This window comes from Arthrobacter sp. yr096 (assembly GCF_900108925.1).
Lineage (GTDB): Bacteria > Actinomycetota > Actinomycetes > Actinomycetales > Micrococcaceae > Arthrobacter.
Genome location: NZ_FNYI01000006.1, coordinates 157,476 through 175,691, shown reverse-complemented (window position 1 = coordinate 175,691; position 18,216 = coordinate 157,476). Strand labels below are relative to the sequence as shown.

The window sequence follows — 18,216 nt, the reverse complement described above, 5'->3', positions numbered from 1 at the left end:
TGACTGCTGTCACAACGATGTGGAATTGCTTGACTCTATCTTTGTTTGCGTTGGTAAGTCAATAGAAACCAACATAAACAAAGATTGACCGTGTGGTGGGTGCGCCAAGGTCCCGTCCGCCGCAGCTGAACACAGCACTCGCCGCTTCCGGGCACAGCCGCTCCTGGGCACAGCCGCTCCCGGGCACAGCAAAGGGCATGCCGCGCTCCCTGTAGCGCGACATGCCCTCGTTCGGATCCTGACTGGGGGATTTGCCAGGATCCGGCCTTGCAGGTGTGAACCGCCGGCGCTGCCTCGTGCGAGGGGGCCGGGGCCTTTCCTATGTCAGGGGAGTGGGTCCCGGCGGTGGCACCGTCGGGCCCGGGGTGGGATCAGGATATGAGGGGTCCGGAGTGGGCTCCGGGATGGGTGACGGCCCCGGCTCCGGCAAGGGGACCGGCTCTGGTGTTGGCCCGGGCTCGCGGGTTGGGTCAGGGCTGGGGTCCCGGGTGGGATCAGGATATGAGGGGTCCGGCGGGAATTCGCTCATGAGTGTGCGCTCCGTCTGCTGGTGGAATGGTGGGGCAGGAGGTAATCAATGGGCAGGTTGTCCGGGTCCGGCGGATCCGGGAGGCTGGGCTTGCTGGGCTGTCCGGACTGGAAGCCGGCGCGCCCAGGCTGGGCGCTGGGCTGTCCGGACTGGGCGTTGGGCTGTCCGGACTGCGCGCTGGGCTGCTCGGGCCTGGCGCCCGGGACGGAGGGGTCCGTCGTCTGTGGTTTTGCGTCCATGCTTTACCTCCAGGTAGCTCCAAAACTGTGGTCTTGTTCCCCGTGTCGCGGCCCCGGGGTCAATCCGGGATTTCCATGCGGAAGCCGCAGTGGCATCCCAGAATGCGCGTGTTGATCAGTACCTCGTACATCCGCAACTTGCTGCCGGGCTTCAGCACAAGGGGCGCCTGGATCCTCCGGAGCTCGCAGCTCCTGGTTTTCATTGGTTCGCCGCAGTGCAGGTATTGCCCGCCGAACTGAAGCACTCCTTGCTGGGCTCCGGGGCGGTTCAGCACCGCGGCCACTTTCTGGACGGACGAAATCTGCCGGTAGGAATACCTGCAGGCGTGGCATTCGTAGGCGACGTCCACCATGTTGGGAGCGGGGGGATAGTGGGACTGGATGGAGTTCACCAGAAGATGCTTGTCCGTGTCGCAGTGCGCACACCAAAGAGGCTCGTCAGGCGGTTGGTGGGCTTCGTCCGGAACTCTGGACGCTGGCTGGGCAGGCATGGGCATGTACCTCTGCATCAAATGCGGGTCGCCCGTCTGCTTGAGCTGAAAGCAAGGTCCTCTGATGGGAACTTTAGCTAGATTGTGCACATAGGTGCACCGCATATGCAAGGATTCTATGGCCAGTCATTATGGGGGTGACGGGCAGGGGTTGGACGACCGTAAACTAAGGCATGGATGAAATGAACATCGATATTTTGGCGCCTGATTCTGTCTCTGCGCCCGACGATGTTTCGGTGCCCGAGCAGCTGCAGGACCTCGTGATCGACAGTGATGACGTAGGTGGATTCCTGAATGAACTCGCGGTTTTCTCGGCGGCCGCTGTGTCCGAGGCCGTGGGCATGAACGTGCTCTGTGGCATCACCTTGAGTCGCCGGCGCCGCACTGCCACGGTGGCAGGAAGCACCCATGAGGCCAGACTGATCGACGAGGTCCAGCAGGCATATGGCGATGGTCCCTGCTTGGAGGCAATGCGAAGCCATGCGACCGTGCACGTTCCTGACACGTCCATCGAAGACCGCTGGTCCGAGTACTGCACAGTCATCGCGCAGCGCGGGCACCTGTCAGCTCTTTGCGTTCCCCTGGAGCTGGACGAGGGCGCCACTGCGGCTCTGAACTTCTTTGCCCCTCAAGCCAAGGTCTTCGACCCGGCAACCATCCTCAATTGCGAGCTCTACGCCAGCCAGGCCGAGCGCTCGCTGCGGTTGGCTGTCCGCATTGGCGTGAAGCAGCAGCACGCTGAGGACCTCCAGGTTGCCATGCAGACACGCACGGTCATCGATCTCGCCTGCGGAATCATCATGGGACAAAACCGTTGTACGCAGGACGAGGCATTCCAAATCCTCAAGAAAGCGTCCAGTACCCGGAACCAGAAACTCCGGGACGTGGCCGAATCGCTCATCACGAGTGTGGCCAAGCAGGCGCCCATGGCCCATTTCGAACCCTGATCCCAACGGGTTGGCGACAGCCAGCGAACCCATGACTTGTGACGTACGCCACCGTGAACTACATTTTAGGTGGGTTAAGCAGATAGCCCTTGGAGTCTCCTGACCTGGCGCCATCCCTGATGGTCCAAGAACTGCACCTTTCAGCCGTGGCCGCCATCGGCCGGCTCGCCGCGTGCACACCTGCAGGCTCCTTGGAGAGTAAAAGGAGAATGGCAATGACGCTTGGATCCCTTCCCGTCCCGAAACCTGCTCCAGGGGCGGAACCCGCAAGTGCCCCTGCCTGGGTTCAACCGTGGTGCACTGTTTGCGCCACGGATTCCTACATTTTCGTGGAAACAGTGGTGGAAGCTGAGCCACGTGAGTCGACAGTTGTCGACGTCAGCTACACCTGCAGCGAATGCGACACCTTCTATGCCCACGCTGTCCGGTTGGACACGCTGACACCGGAGATTCAAAGGGACTTTCTGTCCACTTCCGCAGCCGGACTCTGGTTCAGCTGCACACATTGTGGTGAGCCCATGACGCTGGGCCGTCCCACTGAGCGCGTGATTGAGGCTCCCCGGACCACTGACGATCCGGAGACCCCCAATCTGTTGGAGGTCTACCTGCAGACCCAGGTGCTGCATTGCCGTTGCGGTTTCCAAATGGAGGTTCCCCGCCACGTTTGATGACCGCCGGCTCTGAATAACTCACAAGTGGGAGTGGTGGCAATGCGTACCTTTGGCGTTGAGGAAGAACTTCTGATCGCGGATCCCGCGGATGGCTCCCCTTTGGCCTTGGCGGCGGACCTCCTGGACGTTGCAGCCACCGATGGTGGGCTCAGCGAGGAGTCAGGCACGGAGGCGTTGACCCTGAAGTCCGAGTTCAAGCAGGAACAAGTCGAGGTCAATTCGCGGCCCTGCGGAACTGCCTCTGAACTGCGGACGGAAATCCGCCACGGGAGAGCTGCTGCTGATGCTGCGGCCAGGGCGTTGGGAGCACGGGTTGCGGCGTTGGCCACGCCACCGGTATTCCACGCGACGCCAACCTCCGGCAACCGGCGGTACGCCACCATGGGCAACGAGTTTGGACTGATAGCCCGCGAGCAGCTCACGTGTGGCTTCCACGTCCACGTCTCCATCGAGTCTCCCGACGAAGGTGTCGCGGTCCTGGACCGCATGCGCCACTGGCTTCCTGTGCTGTTGGCACTGAGCGCCAACTCCCCGTATTGGATGGGTGCGGACACAGGCTTTGCGAGTTACCGAACGCAGATCTGGAACAGGTGGCCCACGGCTGGTCCCATGGACGTTTTCGGTTCGGCAGACGGCTACCGTTCCGTGCTTGCTGCGCTTCTCGGCACGGGAGTCCCGCTGGATGAAGGCATGATCTACTTCGACGCACGCCTGTCCCGGGGCCACCCAACTGTTGAGGTCCGGATTGCTGACGTTTGCCTCTACGCAGAAGATGCCCTGACCATTGCAGTCATTGCCAGGGCTTTGGTGGAGACCGCGGCGGACGAATGGCATAGGGGAGTTCCGGCGTCGGCCATGCCCACTCAGGTATTGCGGATGGCCAACTGGAAGGCGAGCCGATTTGGCGTCAACAACCATGTGCTCCACCCGCTTGAACAGCGGCCGTATCCGGCCGCTGAAGTGGCCAGCGCCTTGCTCCGGCATGTCAGGACTGCCCTGACCGCAGCCGGGGATTTTGCGCTCGCCCGCGCCGGAGTGGCCAATATTCTGCGCCGGGGAACCGGCGAGCGACTCCAACGACAGGCCTTCAGCCGGCGTCTGCGGTTGTCCGACGTCGTCTCGGCCGCCATCGCGTCCACTCACGAAGACGGCGAATTGTCCGACGCCGGCCTGCTCAGTCTCTAGCCGGCCGGCGCCCTGTTAAGCAGCCCGGTAAATCAGCCCTGGTTGATGCGGATCATGTTGCCTGACGGGTCGCGGAAGGCGCAGTCGCGCGGTCCCCACGGCTGGTCGATCGGTTCCTGAAGGACTTCGGCGCCGGATGCGCGGAGCTTCTCGAAGGTACCGTCAAGATCATCCGTGGTGAAGACAAGCATCGGCATGACGCCCTTGGTGAGCAGTTCCTGGATCGCGTCGCCGTCGGCCTGCGAGCGACCGGCGTGCGGAGGGGACAGGACCAGTTCCAAGTCCGGCTGGGCATCGCTGCCCAGGGTGACCCAGCGCTGCCCATCGGAGCCGACGTCGTTGCGGACTTCGAAGCCCAGGGCGTCGCGGTAGAAGGCGAGGGATTCATCAACATCGTTGACAGTGACGTGTGCGTACTTCAGTGAAATGTTCATGAATCACACGCTATTGCAGCTGTGCGGAGGGCGCTTCTTCAATCCTGCTCAGGTTTGGTGTTCCGTTGCGGTCCGGCCGGGTGTGCTGCTTGGCGATGCAGCTGGGCATGGCCTTCACGGCCTCATGCTCGCGGGACCGGTATTCGCTCGGGTTGATCCCAACGATTTCCGTGAAGCGCGTGCTGAAGGAGCCCAGCGATGTACAGCCGACCTCCATGCAGGCGTCCGTGACGCTGGTTCCCGCGCGAAGCAGGGCCATGGCCCGCTCGATCCGCCGGGTCATGAGGTAGTTGTACGGAGATTCGCCGTACGCAGCCTTGAACTGGCGGGAGAAATGCGCGGGGGACATCAGGGCGCCGGCGGCCATGGTGGGTACGTCCAAAGGACGCGCATATTCGCGATCGATGAAGTCGCGGGCGCGCCGCAGATGGGCCAGGTTGGCCAGTTCCTGCGGAGTCATGGCGTCAGTCTACTAGGCTCGTGCCCATGGATTCAGTGGTGTGGTCGAAGCCGGAACATGAGCGCGCGGGCACCCCGTTGTTGGTGATGCTGCACGGTTATGGCACCAGTGAGCAGCGCATGGTGGACCTCTTTCCGCACTTGCCGGACCAGTTCACCTGTGCAGCGTTGCGCGGGCCCAAGGTCATCGGCGATCACTACGGCTGGTTTCTGTTGGATTACTTCCTCACCAACGATTTCGCGGACGTCATTTCCTCCACCAACCGGGTGTTCGATTGGATCAATTCCGTAAAGAAAAACCACAGCAGCGTGAGCCTGTTGGGCTATTCGCAGGGCATGGCCATGGCCAGTACGCTCCTGCGCCTGCGGCCGAACGACTTCAAAGCCACCGTTGGCCTGTCCGGCTTTGTGATGGACAACGACCTCCTGGCCCTGAGTGAATCCTTTGACGCACCGCCTCCGTTCTTCTGGGGGAGGGACAAGGCTGATCCTGTGATCAATGAGGATGCGATTGCGCACACCAAGGAGTGGCTTCAGGCCAACGTTGCGTTGACCGCGCGGACGTATCCGGGCATGGGGCACAGGATCGAGCCGCCGGAGCTGGTGGACGTCAGTGCCTTCCTTAAGTACTACGTCTTGGCTTAATCCGCCGGGGATTAGAAGGCATCCGCGCCCGGGAATCAACCTCCCGGTGAGATTCGCGTCACAATTTCGTATTCGTCGGCACTCTATTGAATGACAAAATTGTAAGCGCTTACACTTTTGGCTGGTGGCCCGCTTCGGGACATGCGCAAAGGCGTCAGGCGAGTAGGGAAAGGGTTGAGGCCGTGTTGCATGGTTAGGACTCACAGAGTGACAATCCAGGACGTCGCCGTCCTCTCCGGATTGTCCATTTGCACGGTATCGCGGGCACTGAGGAACCTCCCCAACGTTTCCGGGAAGGCCCAGCGACAGGTGGCGGAAGCCGCCAGCAAACTGGGCTACAAAGCATCGGCCGCAGCCTCCAGGCTGGCAGGCGGAACCACAGGATCGGTGGCCATCGTCGCCCCGACGGCCACGGCCTGGTTTTTCGCCCAGGCCGTGGAAGCGGCAGAGGAAGTGTTTGGCGATGCCGGCTATGACACGGTCCTCATCAGCTTGCGCAACAAGATCAGCGTGAGGAAGCAGTTCTTTGCGGACCTGGAGAACCTGGCCCAGAGGGTGGATGGCCTGCTCCTGCTCAATATTGACCTCGCCCCCGGAGAAGTGGAAGCGTTGGAAGCCTCCGGGCTGGCGGTAGCCAGCGTGGGGATGGGAAATGTTCCGTGGGACAATGTAGGTATCGATGACGAGCATGCGGCCTGGCAGGCAACCCAACACCTGCTGGGGCTGGGCCATTGGGACTTGGCCGTTCTCTCGAGCAATGAACACTCCGTTGTGACTGAGACCCCTCGGTTCCGTGGCTTCAGGCGTGCGCTGGATGAACACCACCTCACCGTCCACCCGGACTCCGTGGTGGGTGTCGGGCCAAGCATCGACGACGGCCGGCGGGCAATGACTGAACTCATCACCCGCGGTGCAAGGCCCACGGCAGTGTTCGCCCATTGCGACGAAGCCGCGTTCGGTGCGTTGACCGCGCTCCGTGAGTATGGCTTTTCCGTGCCCAAGAACGTGTCTGTCATCGGTATAGACGACCACCCCATGAGCTGGTTCCTTGGCCTGAGCACTGTGGCGCAGCCCGTTGCCGACCAAGGTGCCTTCGCGGCAAACCTGCTGTGTGAACACCTGTTGAATCCTGAATCCCCCCATCAACCCTCCAACCACCTGCTCGATACCAAGCTCATCGAACGCAAGACCACGCGCCACAAGCGCTGAACGGAACAATGCACATGACTGATCTTCGTAATGCCTGGACTGGCGCCACTGCGCTGCTGTTCGACCTCGACGGCGTGCTGACGCCAACTGCCGTGGTGCACGAGCATGCGTGGCAGGAACTGTTCGACGGCTATCTCGCAGAGGCGGGCCATCCCCAGGGTTACCAGGAGAGCGACTACTTCGACCACATTGATGGAAAGCCGCGCTTCGATGGCGTCCGGGATTTCCTGGCGTCCCGCGGCATCACGCTGCCCGAAGGTCCGGTCCATGACCACCCGGACAACCAGACCGTGCAGGGGTTGGGCAACCGGAAGAACGCCATTTTCAATGAGATTGTGAACTCCCGCGGTGTTGAGCCATACGAAGGTTCGGTCAAGTTCATCAATGCCGCCGTGGAGCTGGGATTGAAGGTGGCCGTGGTGTCCTCTTCCCGTAACGCTCCCGCCGTGCTGAAGGCTGCAGGCCTTGACCACCACTTCGAGGTGGTGGTGGACGGACAGGTGGCGGCCGGCGTCGGGCTTCCCGGCAAGCCGGACCCGGCAACGTACGTCTACGCAGCGGGCCTTCTGGACGTGCCTGTGGAGGAATGCATCGTGGTGGAGGACGCAGTTTCCGGTGTGCAGGCCGGAGCGGGCGCCAACTTTTACGCCGTGATCGGTGTGGACCGCGGGGCAGGCCGCCAAACCCTGCTGGACGCCGGCGCCACACTGGTGGTCGACGACCTCAACGATCTTCTCTGACCCTACTTTTTTCGAAGGATTTCATCAGCCCATGGCACTCATCAGCTCCGATCGGCTGCGCTTCCCCTGCGAGCCCTGGAAACTCGTGGAAAACATCCACGTCCCCGGTGACGAGGGAACGCTGGAAACGCTGTTCGCGCTTGGCAACGGCCACCTTGGCATCCGTGGCTCGCATTCAACCACGGGGGATGGCGAGCTTCCCGGCACGTTCATCAACGGTTTTCATGAGATCTGGGACATCAAACACGCAGAAAATGCCTACGGTTTTGCCCGCACGGGCCAGCGGATTGTGTACGTTCCGGACGCCAACAACTTCACGGTTTCCATTGACGGCGAGGCCCTGAGCCTGGGCGAGTCCACTGTGGTGGATTACCACCGCAGCGTGGACTTCTCCACAGGCATCTATGAGGAAAGCATCACCTGGGCCTGTCGCTCGGGCGCTACCGTCACCACGGTTGAGCGCCGCGCGGTCGGGTTCGATTCCCGCGGTTGCCTTGGCCTGGAACTGTCCGTCTCCGCGGACCGTGACGTATCCGCAGACATCACGTCCGGCGTCGTGAACCGGCAGGACCAGCCTGTGGAGGACCACTCGGTCCATGACCCGCGCCGCTCCGGCCGGCACGCCGGCCGAGTGCTGCTGCCGCTGCACCTGCAGGGTGCCGACGGTTCGCTCCGCCTCGCATGGGAGACCTCGGAGTCGCGCCAACGCGTCGCCATGGCCGTGGACCACTGGATTTCCGCCGAAGGCCAGCCCTTCGAGACGCTGGTGGCGGAAGACGAATCGTCCGTACGTTACGTTTTGGCAATTCACGACGGCGACCCTTTCCGTCTGGAGAAAACGGTCAGTTACGTGGTGGCCGGTTCCACTGACGCCGAGGACCGCGGGGAGAGCCTTGCCGCTGACGCGGAAGCCAATCTGGTGTCCTTCGGCGAGATCCTGGCGCAGAGCGAGGCGCACTACCAGCAGTACTGGACCACGGCGGACATCTCCATCGGGGGTCAGCCGGAGATGCAGCAGGCCGTGCGCTGGGGCCTGTTCCAGCTGGCGCAGGCCACTGCACGCGCCGGTGTGGCGGGCATTCCTGCCAAGGGTGTGAGCGGGTCCGGGTACGAGGGGCACTACTTCTGGGACCAGGAAATCTACCTCCTGCCGTACCTGACCTACACCAACCCGTGTGGAGCCCGGAAGGTGCTGGAATCCCGGCATGCCATGCTGCCGGACGCCCGCGTTCGCGCCAAGGAGCTCAGCGTTGATGGTGCGCTGTTCCCGTGGCGCACCATCAATGGCCTGGAAGCCAGCGCCTACTACGCTGCCGGTACCGCCCAGTTCCACATCGCCGCAGCCATCGCCTTCGCAGCCAACCGCTACCAGTGGGCCAGTGGCGATGACACCTTCCGTGGGGAGTTGGGTGCCGACCTGCTGATCGAGACGGCGCGCATGTGGGCATCGCTGGGCTTCTTCGGCAAGGACGGCATGTTCCACATCCATGGTGTGACTGGACCGGATGAGTACACCGCCGTGGTCAATGACAACCTGTACACCAACGTCATGGCGCGCTTTAACCTCCGTACCGCCGCGGCGCTGGAGCACGAGGGGATCGCCGACACCGAGCGCATGGTGTGGCGGCAGGCAGCCGAGCGCATGTCGCTCCCGTACGATCCGCACCTGCAGGTGTTCAGCCAGGACAACGACTTCATGACCTTGGAGCCGTGGGACTGGAACACTCCCAAATCCAAGTACCCGTTGCTGCTGAACTTCCACCCCCTGGTGATTTACCGCCACCAGGTCCTCAAGCAGGCCGATACGGTGCTGGCGATGTTCCTGCAGTGGCAGGACTTTACCGCTGAGGAGAAGCAGCGCGCCTTCGATTTCTACGATCCCATCACCACCGGCGACTCCACCCTGTCCGCCTGCGTGCAGGGCATCATGGCGGCCGAGGTTGGGTATGGCGATGTTGCGCTGCAGCACTTTACCGAGGCTCTGTTCATCGACCTGGACAACTCGCATGGCAACACGATCGACGGCGTCCACATTGCCTCCACCGGCGGCATCTGGAGCTCGTTGGTGTGCGGCTTCGCGGGCATGCGCGACCAAGGCGAGATGCTGCGCTTCGATCCCCGGCTTCCTGTGGAGTGGGAAGGCCTGTCCTTCACGCTTAAGGTTCAGGGACGCCTGCTGGCCGTGGACCTGAAACAGGGATCCATCGCCCTGACGCTCGTAACAGGGCCGGACTACAGCGACGAACCGCTGGCCATTCACGTGCGGGACTACAGCGTCACGGTGGGTTCTGAAACCGTTACAGTGCCGCTGGAAACTGTCCCGGTCCCACCGCCGTCGATCTTCCCCAGCGTCTTCCCGACGGCGGGACTCCCCATCATCCGGTAGCGAAGGACGGCGGGCTGGTCCGATGCGAAGCTGCTACGTGGCCGCGAGGTCCATGGTGGTCACGCGCAGCCATAGCCACAGCCGTTTCTGCGGGTCCGCCAAGTCGAGGTTGAAGTCCTCGGCCAGGCGGGCCACGCGGTACCGGACCGTGTTGTTATGCACGTGGAGTTCCGCGGCCATGGCGGAGATGTTTCCGTTGAAGGCCAGATAGGCCCTCAGCGTGTCCAGGTAGTCGGTTTGCTGTTCGGCGTCGTGGGCTTGGATCCTGGCAATCTCATCCGCTCCGGCAAGCCCGTTTTCCTCGATGAACTCGCCGATCTTCAACAGGTTCAGCGGGATCTGGAAGTCTTCAAAAAGGGCAACGCCGGGCGCCTTCCCCTTTGCGGCCTTGGTTTTCCCGGCCCCGGCCCTCAGGTTCAGCAGGTGGTGCAGGGTCTGAAGTGCCTCGGACCTGGACCGGGGCAGGTCCTCTACGCCCACGGCAATTCCGCCCACGGTCGCGATCACCGGGAAGGAACTGATGGTGTGCGAGTACGCCTCAATCTCCTGGATGATCCGTCCGTGGAGGGCCCGCGGGGAGGCCCCGGTGCCAGGCAGCAGGGCATAGACGACTGAACCGATCAGGGCACTGTGGCTGGTGCCGAACTGGACGTTGCAAACGGTGGTCACCAGGTGCAGCAGCCGGTGGATTTCACGCACTGACTCCAAGCTTCCGGTCTCCGGACGGACGATCGAAAAGGCTGCCACCGCAAGGCCGTTGGCGGTGTCGAGACCGAGCTGCGCTGCGGCGAACGAGGCGTGGGGAGTGTCGTCCATGAGCGTCCGGATGAGGTCGGCGTTGCGCCGCTCACCGAAGTCCGAGGCCGAACGGGCGTGGAGCATGTGCAGCCCGGCCAGGGGTGCCATCCGATCCAGGGCGATCAGTGCCGTGGCGCGCTTTTCTTCTCCTGGATCGATGATCCAGATGGACCCCAGCAGTTCACCGCCTGCCCGCACGGCCAACGCAAGGCGGGCCATGCCGTCGTCGGGCGCCGGCACCAGCACCGCTCCCGGGGCAGCGTAGACAATCTTGAAGTCCTGGTCGAAGGCCGGCTGGGTGGTTTCCTGCAGTGTCAGGGTGGTGATGCGCCGGAGCTCATCGATGGGCTGCCCGGGCAGCGTGGAGTAGCCCAGGATGCGGCCCAGCGGATCCACAATGCTGGCCGCGCCGTTGGTGATGGAGGCAGCAGCATTGGCGAAAGCATAAAGGTCGCCCAGCCTGACCCCGGAAACTGAGTCCGCGGCAGCACCCATCACAGAGGCCCGGGCCAGTGCCACCAGGCGAGTCCAGTCTGCGTTGTCCGGAGCCACCAGCACGGACAGGCTGTGCCGGACGGCCGCGGAACGCAACTCCTCCATCCGGGCGCCGTGCGCCTTGACCACCACCGCCGCTGCGTTGCTGTTCGCGGCCCTGTGGAGGAGTTGATCGAAATCGGGGGAACCGTAGGTACACCCCACCGCGAGGATGATGCGGTCATCCACGCTTGACCAGTGGTCCAGGGGATCGTACATGAGCACGTCCGATACGGGGTGCCCCAGGTTCTCCGGCGTGGGGTTGGCATGCACCAGATCTGCCTGCATGAGCTGGATGCAGTCGGATAACCGCACCGTGGTTTGCTGCATCCCGGATTGCTGCATTCCGGAGGGGGCGCGCTCGGATGGTTGCGGCTCAGGGAGCGGCGTTGCTCTATCCATAGCTGGACGTTATCACAAGTCAAAGTTCTATCTTGTGGAGGAATTCACATGTAGAGCGCAAGAGATCTGCGTCACTATGGGGAAAGGAGCTGGGCGGGTAACCCCAGCAGGAACGCAGAGGACACACCATGAAACTCAAGGACATCAAGGCGCTCGCCTCGGTGCAGGGACCGGCCCGATCCGTCGCGGAGCGCCTGTCACGCAAGTGCTACAGCGTGGAGGACATGCGGAAACTGGCGGCCAAGCGCCTGCCCAAGAGCATCTTCGAATACATCGAAGGCGGCGGCGAGGACGAGGTGTCGCTTCGCCGTAACCGGTCCTCGTTCGACGATTGGTCCTTCCTCCCCAAATGGGGCTCCGTGGACAACCTGGACCTCGCCTCAACGCTCCTCGGCGGGCCGGTGTCCATGCCGGTGACTCTCTCGCCCACAGGCGGAACCCGGCTGTTCCACCCCGAGGGGGAGACCGCCGTCGCCCGTGCAGCGCTCGCCGCCGGCATCCCGTACGGCTTGGCGCACCTGAGCACCACCACCATGGAAGACGTCAGCGCCGCGGCGCCGGGACTTCGCCGCTGGTTCAACCTGGAACCCACCTCGGACAAAGGCCTGCTGCGGGCAGTCCTGGACCGGGTGTCCACGGCAGGTTACGAGGCCCTGCTGGTCAACGTCGATTGCCGGGCCATCGGACACCGCGAGCGCGATTACCGCAACGGATTCACCGCCCCGCCCTCCATCAAGCCGAAGACCGTTGTGGAGGGGATGTTGCACCCAGCATGGGCACTGGGCTTCCTGGCCAACGACGCCATCGCTTTCCCCAACCTGGACGCTGAGATTCCGGAAGGCCCGCTGGCCAGTTCGCCGGACATGTGGCGGACGCTGCTGGCAGGTTCCTACGAGCCCACCGATTGGGACGACATCCGGGACCTGCGGGAGCGCTGGAACGGTCCGATCGTCCTGAAGGGCGTAGTGAACGCGAACGACGCCGCCCTGGCCGCCTCGCTTGGAATCGACGCCATCCAGGTCAGCAACCACGGCGGACGGCAACTGGACCACATGGCAGCGCCCCTGGACGTCCTTCCGGACATTGTGGAGAAGACTGCCGGACGGATGGAAATCATCGTCGACGGCGGTATCCGCCGGGGTTCCGACGTGGTCAAGGCGCTGGCTCTGGGCGCGGACGCGTGCTCCATCGGGCGCCCGTACCTCTACGGCCTGGCCGCCGCCAGCCAGGCCGGCGTGGAACACGTACTGAAGATGTTCAAAGCCGAAATGACCCGCACCATGATGCTCCTCGGAGTATCAACCATTGAGGAACTGCGGACGGAAGGCCGGGAACTGATCCGGCACCGCAACGAAGCCTTCGCCCGCACCCAACCTACCCGTATCACCGAGGCCACCTTGGCCTTGCAGAAATGAGGACCGCCCAATGAAAACGTCGTCTACCACCCAACGAACCAAGTCCGGCCTACCCGTCGTGGTTGTTACGGCAGCGCTCCTGCTGGCCGTTACGGCATGCAGCCCCGCCGGCAACGCATCGGCGTCGAACCCGTCCGGCGACTCTGCCGGAGCGGGCACCGGCGTTCCCGCGCTGGAAGTCAACCAGGCCGCCGTTGACCTTCTGCCGGAGTCCATCAAGGCTTCCAAAGTACTGCGCGTGGCCATCCCCACCAACGAACCGCCAACCCAGTTTTACCGCGAAGGCACGCAGGAGATGACTGGAACCAACCCGGACGTGGCCCGTCTCATCGGCGAGGCATTGGGTGTCAAAGTAGACATCCAGGTGGCCAACTTCGACTCCATCATTCCCGGCCTCGCGGCCAACCGCTACGACATGACGGTCTCCTCCATGACCCCCACGGAAAAGCGCATGGAAGTCCTGGACTTCGTGGACTATATGCAGATCGGCAACGCCATTGCCGTTCCCAAAGGAAATCCCGGTGGCATCAAGGATGAGAACGCACTCTGCGGCAAGAAGGTAGGTCTCCTCACGGGCTCGTACCAGCTGACCGTAAACGTTCCTTCCTATGACGAAGCCTGCGCTGCTGCCGGCAAAGACGCCATCCAGAAGAGTGAATTCCAGGACACCCGGCAAGCTATTTCCGCCCTCACCAGCGGACGCCTGGACACCGTGCTCGCTGACTCGCCCATCCTGAATTTCGCCGCCACGCAGAACCCGCAGATCGAGGTTGCCCGGACGTACGAGTTCGCCCCGGTGGGCGTGGGTGTGCCGAAGGAATCCGGTCTGGTGAAGTCCGTCTCCGCTGCCTTGGATGCGGTGATCAAGAGTGAGTCCTACACCAAGGTCCTTGGCAAGTACGGACTCCAGACCAGCGCCATCACGGACGCCCGCGTCAACTTCGCCCAGTAGGAGAAACAGTCATGAATTCCCCCCATAAAGAGGTGACGGTTATGCATCAACAACCCCCAGTCCCCGACACCAAGGAGCCGGCCGCAGCGGCTTCCGGGGATTCGATTCCCGTAGTGCCGTTGAAGCACCCGGTCCGCCTGGCCCTTGCAGTTGTCCTCATCCTGGTGGCGCTCGGCGCGGCATGGGATGTGGCCGTGAACGAGCGGTACCGCTGGGACGTTGTGGTGTCTTACCTGTTCGCCCCACAGATCCTCGCAGGTGCAGGGTTGACGCTTCTGCTGACCGTTGTCTCCATGACCGTGGGCATCGCGTTGGGCACGCTGCTGGCGATCATGCGGCTCTCTGACAATCCGATCCTGAGTACCATCAGCCGGGGCTACATCTGGTTTTTCCGTGGGACGCCGCTGCTGGTCCAGCTGATCTTTTGGTACAACATTGCGGCCCTCTACCCGGTCATCGCGTTCGGGCTTCCTTTCGGTGGGCCGTCTGTGGTTCTCGGATCCGCAAATGTCCTGATTTCCCCGCTGGGTGCGGCGCTTCTTGGCCTGTCCCTGAACGAGGCCGCGTACATGGCCGAGATCATCCGCGGTGGCATCGGATCGGTGGACAAGGGACAGTACGACGCCGCCCGGGCCTTGGGGATGAGCGGAGGCAAGCTCATGAACAGGGTGATCCTGCCCCAGGCCATGCGAGTGGTCCTTCCTCCTACGGGCAACCAGGTCATCTCCATGCTGAAGGGCACCTCACTGGTGAGCGTCCTGGCGATCTCGGACCTGCTCTACTCGGCCCAGATCATCTACGCGAACAACTACCAGACCATTCCGCTGCTGATCGTGGCCAGCCTCTGGTACCTGCTCATGACCACCATCCTGAGCTTCTTCCAAAACAAACTAGAACGCCGCTACGGCCGCGGTTTTGACTCAGCGCCGCGACGGATCCGCAAGCCTAGGACAAGGACAGCATGATGACTACCGCAATGGTGGAAGCCCGGGGAGTCCGGAAGAACTTCGGCGTTATCGAAATCCTGAAAGGCATCGACCTCAGGGTTGAAAAGGGATCGGTGACCTGCCTGATCGGGCCATCCGGTTCCGGCAAGACCACGTTCCTGCGCTGCATCAACCACCTCGAGAAGGTGGACGCGGGCCGCCTCTACGTTGATGAGCACCTGGTGGGCTACGCCGAACGCAACGGCAAGCTCTACGAAATGAAAGAACGACAGACGGCCCGTTCACGGCTTAACGCGGGCATGGTCTTCCAGCGTTTCAACCTCTTCCCACACATGACCGTGCTGGAGAACATTATTGAGGCACCCGTGCATGTGCTGGGACGCCCGCGCCGTGAGGTTGTGGTGGAGGCACAGGCACTGCTGGACCGGGTGGGACTGGGCAACCGTGGGCACTCCTACCCCCAGGAGCTCTCAGGCGGGCAGCAGCAACGCATCGCGATCGCCAGGGCACTGGCCATGAAGCCGAAACTGATGCTCTTTGATGAGCCCACCTCCGCGCTCGATCCCGAGCTGGTGGGCGAAGTCCTGGACGTGATGAAGTCCTTGGCTGAGGCCGGAATGACCATGGTGGTGGTGACCCACGAACTTGGTTTCGCCCGCCAGGTGGCCGATCAGGTGGTCTTCATGGACGGCGGCGTGGTGGTTGAAAGCGGCCCGCCCGAGGAAGTCCTGGACAACCCACAGCAGGAGCGCACGAAGGCGTTCCTCTCGAAGGTCCTTTAGCAACTCTTTTCAATAGCAACGAAAGGCAATTCATGTCCCGCCAGCAAGTCGTCACCAGCCTCGCTCCCAGCCCGGCCGGCCCCTACTCCCAAGCCATTGTGGCCAACGGATTCCTCTTCACTGCGGGCCAGACACCTCACGATCCCATCAGCGACGAGCGCGTGGGGATCACCATTGAGGAACAAACCATCCAGGCCATGAAGAACCTCGGCGAGGTCCTTGGCGCGCACGGTTTGGACTTCTCGCACGTCGTCAAAGCCACCGTGCACCTGCACCACCCAGGTCGCGACTTTGATGGATTCAACTCCATCTACGAAAAGTATGTTGTGGCTCCGTTCCCGGCACGCACCACCGTGGGCTCGTTCCTGGGCGACTTCCTGGTGGAGATCGACGTAGTGGCTGCTATCCCCGGGACCAGTCCGCGCTAGTTGCTGCTTGCGGTTTCCTGCCGGGTTTTGGCCAAGGCACGACGCCGGTCCAACTCGCCGTTGATCAGGTCCAGTAGCGCTTGGGCCGGTTCGGATAAGTGATGGGTATCCGGTGAGCCAAGCTGGTCGCAGTGGACGAGGACGTGCCGGATGCGCTCCAGTTCCCGGGACGGGACCAGGGGCCAGCGGTGGAAGAGCTGCCTCACCGCTATGGCACCCAGGAGGGCGTCAGGTTTGTTGGGCGCGCGATGGTGGCCATGGTTTTCTGCTGCTCTTCGTCGAGCAACACTGGCCGCAGAGGGGCCGACACCATGGGCCAGGAGGATTTCGGCCTTGAGTGAATTGGGGGCCATTGGGGACCTGCCAAACGTGGAGCGAGGGAAGCCGGCTGCGTGACTTTGAATTCAGCTTACAGAATGTGAGTTATCTCACGCCAATGTTTACGAGAGGCGTTCGCCGTCGTCATTCATCGCTTCGGATCACAGTATCAGGCGCCGCCACCCCGATCGCGGGTGGCGGCGCCTTCGGCTTAGCCCAGGTGGACGTGGGGAGTGTGGTCCGATCCGCTGAACGTCCTGCGGTCGATCCTGATGAGGAGCAGCGCGACAGGGACCATCAACACTGCGACTCCGGCAGCCCAGAGGAAGACCAGCGAGTAGCCCGAGGTCAGTGCAGCGAGCCTTCCGCCGTCGGCCGCCGCTGTTTGCGCCGCAGCTGAGGCGGCCGCCGCGATGGCGCTGAAGAGTGCAATGCCCAGTGAGCCGCCGATTTGCTGTGACGCGTTGACCAACGCGCTGGCCACGCCGGAGTCGTCCTTGTTCACCCCGAAGAGAGCCAGGTTTTGCATGGGGACGAAGACCATGCCCAGCCCGATGCCCATCAGGACCAGCGCGGGCAGCATGGTGACTGCGTACGTGCCTTCCGGCGTTACCTGCGTGAGCCACAGCATGGCTGCGGCCATGAAAACCGGACCGATCGAACTGGGAATACGGGCTCCCAGCCTGGGCAGGTTTTTCGCCACCAGGCCCGCGGTAATGATGAGCACCACTGTCATGGGCAGGGAAGCAATTCCGGCGGTGAAAGGCGCGAATCCCAAGACAATCTGGAGGTAGAAATTGATGAACAGGATGCCGCCGATCAGGACTGCGCCGGCAAGGAATGATGCGAGGAAGGCCGCGCCCCTATTGCGTTCCGTTGCCACTCGAAGCGGCAGCAACGGGTTCTTGACCTTGCGCTCGACGGCGACGAAAAGCGCCAGCAGTGCCATACCAGCGGCGATAAAGCCCCAGGACTCGATGGCATCCCACCCGTGTTCTGCGTTGGCAAAGCCGTAGACCAAAGAGCCGAGGCCCACTGCGGCAAGAACGACGCCGGGCCAGTCGTATTTGGTGGAGCCGCCGGCTTTGCTTTCCCTCACCAGCCTCCACACGCCGATGAGCGCGACCATTGCGATGGGCACGTTGACGAAGAAGCACCAGCGCCATGAAACGCACTGGGTGAGGAAGCCGCCCAGCAGAACTCCTGCCGCGGCGCCCACGCCGCTGATGGAGCCGAAGATGGCGAACGCCGTGCCGCGGTCCTTGCCTCCCGGGAAGGTGACAGTGAGGAGGGCCAAAGCGGCTGGGGCAAGGAGTGCTGCAAAGACTCCCTGCAGTGCGCGGGCCCCAATGAGTTCCCATGGCTGCTGTGCGAGGCCGCCGATGAGGGAGGCGATGGCAAAGCCCGCCGAGGCAGTGATGAAGGTCCGTTTGCGTCCCCAAAAGTCCGCGATCCGGCCACCCAGCAGCAGGAACGCGCCGAAGACGAGGGCGTACGCCGTGACGACCCAGGCGCGGGTGGAGTCGCTGATGCCCATCTCCAACTGGAGGCGGGGGAGCGCCAGGTTCACGATGGTGCCGTCCAGAACCACCATGAACTGGGCGAGCGCAAGGAAGGGCAGCGATCGCCAGCCGATGCCTTTTTGGTTGTCTTTGCCCGGCCGGATCTGAGCGCCAGCCGATTCGAGTAGTTGTGATGCCACGCG

Annotated in this window: 19 protein-coding genes; 12 read left to right on the top strand and 7 right to left on the bottom strand. The window is 62.9% G+C overall.

Annotated features, from left to right (window positions below; genetic code table 11):
• Nucleotides 1–525: 525 nt before the first annotated feature.
• The gene (locus tag BMY91_RS16460; protein WP_090823814.1) at nucleotides 526–768 is read right to left on the bottom strand and encodes a hypothetical protein; all 243 of its coding nucleotides are present in this window, start codon (nucleotides 766–768) and stop codon (nucleotides 526–528) included.
• A gap of 59 nt (nucleotides 769–827) precedes the next feature.
• The gene (locus BMY91_RS16455) at nucleotides 828–1,160 is read right to left on the bottom strand and encodes a hypothetical protein (RefSeq protein ID WP_256212792.1); all 333 of its coding nucleotides are present in this window, start codon (nucleotides 1,158–1,160) and stop codon (nucleotides 828–830) included.
• 272 nt (nucleotides 1,161–1,432) lie between these two features.
• On the opposite strand from BMY91_RS16455, the gene BMY91_RS16450 reads away from it, so the two are divergent.
• The 3 genes from BMY91_RS16450 (at nucleotide 1,433) to BMY91_RS16440 (ending at nucleotide 4,062) form a co-directional block, all read left to right on the top strand.
• On the top strand, nucleotides 1,433–2,206 hold the full coding sequence (locus BMY91_RS16450; protein WP_090823812.1) for an ANTAR domain-containing protein: 774 nt from the start codon (nucleotides 1,433–1,435) through the stop codon (nucleotides 2,204–2,206).
• A gap of 215 nt (nucleotides 2,207–2,421) precedes the next feature.
• Nucleotides 2,422–2,874, top strand: a complete 453-nt coding sequence (locus BMY91_RS16445; protein WP_090823809.1) for a hypothetical protein — start codon at nucleotides 2,422–2,424, stop codon at nucleotides 2,872–2,874.
• 42 nt (nucleotides 2,875–2,916) lie between these two features.
• A complete protein-coding gene (locus BMY91_RS16440) occupies nucleotides 2,917–4,062 on the top strand; it encodes a glutamate--cysteine ligase 2 (RefSeq protein WP_090823808.1) in 1,146 nt (381 codons plus the stop codon).
• Between the two features lie 32 nt (nucleotides 4,063–4,094).
• Here BMY91_RS16440 and BMY91_RS16435 read toward each other — a convergent pair whose 3' ends face one another.
• Nucleotides 4,095–4,496 (bottom strand): VOC family protein, encoded by a 402-nt coding sequence (locus tag BMY91_RS16435; RefSeq protein WP_090823806.1) that lies wholly within the window; start codon nucleotides 4,494–4,496, stop codon nucleotides 4,095–4,097.
• 10 nt (nucleotides 4,497–4,506) lie between these two features.
• Nucleotides 4,507–4,956: a helix-turn-helix transcriptional regulator gene (locus BMY91_RS16430; protein WP_090823804.1), complete on the bottom strand. Its 450-nt coding sequence runs from the start codon at nucleotides 4,954–4,956 to the stop codon at nucleotides 4,507–4,509.
• A 26-nt stretch (nucleotides 4,957–4,982) separates the two neighbouring features.
• On the opposite strand from BMY91_RS16430, the gene BMY91_RS16425 reads away from it, so the two are divergent.
• From BMY91_RS16425 to BMY91_RS16410, 4 genes are all read left to right on the top strand, one after another.
• The gene (locus BMY91_RS16425) at nucleotides 4,983–5,600 is read left to right on the top strand and encodes an alpha/beta hydrolase (RefSeq protein ID WP_090823802.1); all 618 of its coding nucleotides are present in this window, start codon (nucleotides 4,983–4,985) and stop codon (nucleotides 5,598–5,600) included.
• A gap of 207 nt (nucleotides 5,601–5,807) precedes the next feature.
• Nucleotides 5,808–6,809 (top strand): LacI family DNA-binding transcriptional regulator, encoded by a 1,002-nt coding sequence (locus BMY91_RS16420; RefSeq protein ID WP_256212791.1) that lies wholly within the window; start codon nucleotides 5,808–5,810, stop codon nucleotides 6,807–6,809.
• 8 nt (nucleotides 6,810–6,817) lie between these two features.
• Complete coding sequence (locus tag BMY91_RS16415) at nucleotides 6,818–7,549, top strand: HAD family hydrolase (protein ID WP_090823798.1); 732 nt, start codon at nucleotides 6,818–6,820, stop codon at nucleotides 7,547–7,549.
• A gap of 31 nt (nucleotides 7,550–7,580) precedes the next feature.
• Complete coding sequence (locus tag BMY91_RS16410; protein ID WP_090823796.1) at nucleotides 7,581–9,935, top strand: glycoside hydrolase family 65 protein; 2,355 nt, start codon at nucleotides 7,581–7,583, stop codon at nucleotides 9,933–9,935.
• A gap of 33 nt (nucleotides 9,936–9,968) precedes the next feature.
• Here the strand turns inward: BMY91_RS16410 and BMY91_RS16405 are convergent, their stop codons facing one another.
• Complete coding sequence (locus BMY91_RS16405) at nucleotides 9,969–11,669, bottom strand: PucR family transcriptional regulator (protein ID WP_256212790.1); 1,701 nt, start codon at nucleotides 11,667–11,669, stop codon at nucleotides 9,969–9,971.
• 128 nt (nucleotides 11,670–11,797) lie between these two features.
• Between BMY91_RS16405 and BMY91_RS16400 the strand changes: the two genes are divergently transcribed.
• Genes BMY91_RS16400 through BMY91_RS16380 form a run of 5 tightly spaced genes read left to right on the top strand, consistent with a single transcriptional unit; the run spans nucleotide 11,798 to nucleotide 16,193 of the window.
• A complete protein-coding gene (locus BMY91_RS16400) occupies nucleotides 11,798–13,084 on the top strand; it encodes an alpha-hydroxy acid oxidase (protein ID WP_177179935.1) in 1,287 nt (428 codons plus the stop codon).
• Between the two features lie 10 nt (nucleotides 13,085–13,094).
• Nucleotides 13,095–14,036 (top strand): ABC transporter substrate-binding protein, encoded by a 942-nt coding sequence (locus tag BMY91_RS16395; protein WP_090823792.1) that lies wholly within the window; start codon nucleotides 13,095–13,097, stop codon nucleotides 14,034–14,036.
• 41 nt (nucleotides 14,037–14,077) lie between these two features.
• A complete protein-coding gene (locus BMY91_RS16390; RefSeq protein WP_090823790.1) occupies nucleotides 14,078–15,001 on the top strand; it encodes an amino acid ABC transporter permease in 924 nt (307 codons plus the stop codon).
• Nucleotides 15,001–15,765: an amino acid ABC transporter ATP-binding protein gene (locus BMY91_RS16385; protein ID WP_090823788.1), complete on the top strand. Its 765-nt coding sequence runs from the start codon at nucleotides 15,001–15,003 to the stop codon at nucleotides 15,763–15,765. Before BMY91_RS16390 ends, BMY91_RS16385 begins: the two co-directional genes overlap by 1 nt.
• Before the next feature lie 32 nt (nucleotides 15,766–15,797).
• Nucleotides 15,798–16,193, top strand: coding sequence for a RidA family protein (locus BMY91_RS16380; protein ID WP_090823786.1), 396 nt, complete (start codon nucleotides 15,798–15,800; stop codon nucleotides 16,191–16,193).
• Here the strand turns inward: BMY91_RS16380 and BMY91_RS16375 are convergent.
• Nucleotides 16,190–16,546, bottom strand: a complete 357-nt coding sequence (locus BMY91_RS16375; protein ID WP_090823784.1) for a hypothetical protein — start codon at nucleotides 16,544–16,546, stop codon at nucleotides 16,190–16,192. The two genes, BMY91_RS16380 and BMY91_RS16375, sit on opposite strands and share 4 nt — an antisense overlap.
• 176 nt (nucleotides 16,547–16,722) lie before the next feature.
• Nucleotides 16,723–18,213: an MFS transporter gene (locus BMY91_RS16370; protein ID WP_090823782.1), complete on the bottom strand. Its 1,491-nt coding sequence runs from the start codon at nucleotides 18,211–18,213 to the stop codon at nucleotides 16,723–16,725.
• Nucleotides 18,214–18,216: the final 3 nt, after the last annotated feature.

Bases quoted from the DNA above. Each gene is read 5' to 3' on its own strand.
- BMY91_RS16440 (WP_090823808.1), top strand. From the start codon at position 2,917: ATGCGTACCTTTGGCGTTGAGGAAGAACTTCTGATCGCGGATCCCGCG.
- BMY91_RS16435 (WP_090823806.1), bottom strand. From the start codon at position 4,496: ATGAACATTTCACTGAAGTACGCACACGTCACTGTCAACGATGTTGAT.
- BMY91_RS16415 (WP_090823798.1), top strand. From the start codon at position 6,818: ATGCACATGACTGATCTTCGTAATGCCTGGACTGGCGCCACTGCGCTG.
- BMY91_RS16430 (WP_090823804.1), bottom strand. From the start codon at position 4,956: ATGACTCCGCAGGAACTGGCCAACCTGGCCCATCTGCGGCGCGCCCGC.
- BMY91_RS16390 (WP_090823790.1), top strand. From the start codon at position 14,078: ATGCATCAACAACCCCCAGTCCCCGACACCAAGGAGCCGGCCGCAGCG.
- BMY91_RS16405 (WP_256212790.1), bottom strand. From the start codon at position 11,669: ATGGATAGAGCAACGCCGCTCCCTGAGCCGCAACCATCCGAGCGCGCC.
- BMY91_RS16395 (WP_090823792.1), top strand. From the start codon at position 13,095: ATGAAAACGTCGTCTACCACCCAACGAACCAAGTCCGGCCTACCCGTC.
- BMY91_RS16375 (WP_090823784.1), bottom strand. From the start codon at position 16,546: ATGGCCCCCAATTCACTCAAGGCCGAAATCCTCCTGGCCCATGGTGTC.
- BMY91_RS16450 (WP_090823812.1), top strand. From the start codon at position 1,433: ATGGATGAAATGAACATCGATATTTTGGCGCCTGATTCTGTCTCTGCG.
- BMY91_RS16425 (WP_090823802.1), top strand. From the start codon at position 4,983: ATGGATTCAGTGGTGTGGTCGAAGCCGGAACATGAGCGCGCGGGCACC.
- BMY91_RS16380 (WP_090823786.1), top strand. From the start codon at position 15,798: ATGTCCCGCCAGCAAGTCGTCACCAGCCTCGCTCCCAGCCCGGCCGGC.
- BMY91_RS16410 (WP_090823796.1), top strand. From the start codon at position 7,581: ATGGCACTCATCAGCTCCGATCGGCTGCGCTTCCCCTGCGAGCCCTGG.
- BMY91_RS16445 (WP_090823809.1), top strand. From the start codon at position 2,422: ATGACGCTTGGATCCCTTCCCGTCCCGAAACCTGCTCCAGGGGCGGAA.
- BMY91_RS16400 (WP_177179935.1), top strand. From the start codon at position 11,798: ATGAAACTCAAGGACATCAAGGCGCTCGCCTCGGTGCAGGGACCGGCC.
- BMY91_RS16385 (WP_090823788.1), top strand. From the start codon at position 15,001: ATGACTACCGCAATGGTGGAAGCCCGGGGAGTCCGGAAGAACTTCGGC.
- BMY91_RS16460 (WP_090823814.1), bottom strand. From the start codon at position 768: ATGGACGCAAAACCACAGACGACGGACCCCTCCGTCCCGGGCGCCAGG.